We start from the raw sequence: 1,342 nt of genomic DNA on the forward strand, positions 1-1,342 counted from the left end.
TCCCGTGCCAAAGCGCCCCGCGCCCTGCCTGCGGTATTCGCTGGGCGTCATGCCCTTGGTGTCCAGAAAGCGGCGGTTGAAATTGGCCATGTTGTTGTACCCCACGTCGTAGGCGATGTGCGTGATGTAGCGCTCGGTCTCCAGGAGCAGCTGGCAGGCGCGGTTTACGCGCACCAGGTTCACGAAGTTGGTGAAGGTATTGCCCGTGGCGCGGCGGAAGAAGCGCGAGAAGCGGCTCTGCGACATTCCCAGCTCCTGCGCCAGAGCGGCGGCCGGGAGCGGGTCGGCCAGATGGTCGGTGATGCGGCTCACGATGGCGTTGATCTGCTCGAGCTGGGTGTCGCTGTCTGCGCTTTGCAGCTGCGTGTTCGAGAGCAGGCGGTAGTCGGTGCAGCGCAGCAAGTCGCTCATGAAGCCGCAGAACGCGGCGAGCCGCGCCAGCCCCTGGCAGGCCTTGATGCGCTGCCAATGTTGCACCGCCTGCGCGTGCAGGCCAAAGAATTCGATTCCGTGGCGCGCGCGCTCGAGCAGCGGCAGCAACTCGCGCAGTTCCGGGATGGACTGGCTGCTGGCGAGAATCGGCGCGTGCTGGAACTGTATGACCAGGTCACGCTCGGCAACGCCGCCCTCGGGCAGGTCCATGCTGATCCAGTTGTGCGGCAGGCGCGGCCCGGTGAGCACCAGCTGGCCGGGCTGGAACTGCCCGATCCAGTCGCCCACGAACACCTTTCCCGAGGTGCTCGTGATGAGGTGCAGTTCGTACTCGTCGTGGTAGTGCCAGCGCGCCAGCGGCGTCGGAAACCCGTGCGCCAGGCAGCGGATGAAGCCCGCCGTCTCGGGGGACTCGTAGCCGAGTTCAGTCGAGCGCGAGCAGTCGTGCTCGAGCTCGGGCCGGGTCTGGCGGGGAAGGGCCTGGGGCATGGGGGCGGACGGTGGCTGGGGTCAGGACATCACGTTGCCGCCGTCCACGTTCAAGGTCTGCGCGGTGACGTAGGCCGCCTCGTCGCTGGCCAGGAAGACCGCGGCGCCGCAGATGTCCGCGGGCGTGCCCATGCGGCCCAGCGGGACGGCCGCGCCGACGCGGCGCTTCTTCTCGCCCGGCGGCAGGTTCTCGTAGCGCGCGAAGAGCGCGTCCACCTGCGTCCACATGGCGGTATCGACGACGCCGGGCGCGATGCCGTTGACGCGGATGCCATGCGGCGCCATGGCCAGCGCCGCGCTTTGCGTGTAGCTGATGAGCGCCGCCTTGCTCGCGCAGTAATGCGCCACCAGCGCCTCGCCGCGGCGCCCGGCCTGCGACGCCATATTGATCACCGCCCCGCCCCGCACGCCGTGCCGCAGC

General features: G+C 68.9%; 2 protein-coding genes. Both read right to left on the reverse strand.

Translation table 11 applies throughout. The features are described 5' to 3' along the window. On the reverse strand, positions 1 to 921 hold a 921-nt coding region (locus VTU_RS0105620; RefSeq protein ID WP_010101754.1), incomplete at its 3' end, for an AraC family transcriptional regulator. Positions 922 to 942: 21 nt separating this feature from the next. Beyond that, a partial coding sequence (locus VTU_RS0105625; RefSeq protein ID WP_029554147.1) for an SDR family oxidoreductase occupies positions 943 to 1,342 on the reverse strand: 400 nt, incomplete at its 5' end.

Origin of the sequence: Verminephrobacter aporrectodeae subsp. tuberculatae At4 (genome assembly GCF_000193225.1) — a bacterium.
In the GTDB taxonomy this organism is placed as follows: domain Bacteria; phylum Pseudomonadota; class Gammaproteobacteria; order Burkholderiales; family Burkholderiaceae_C; genus Acidovorax; species Acidovorax aporrectodeae.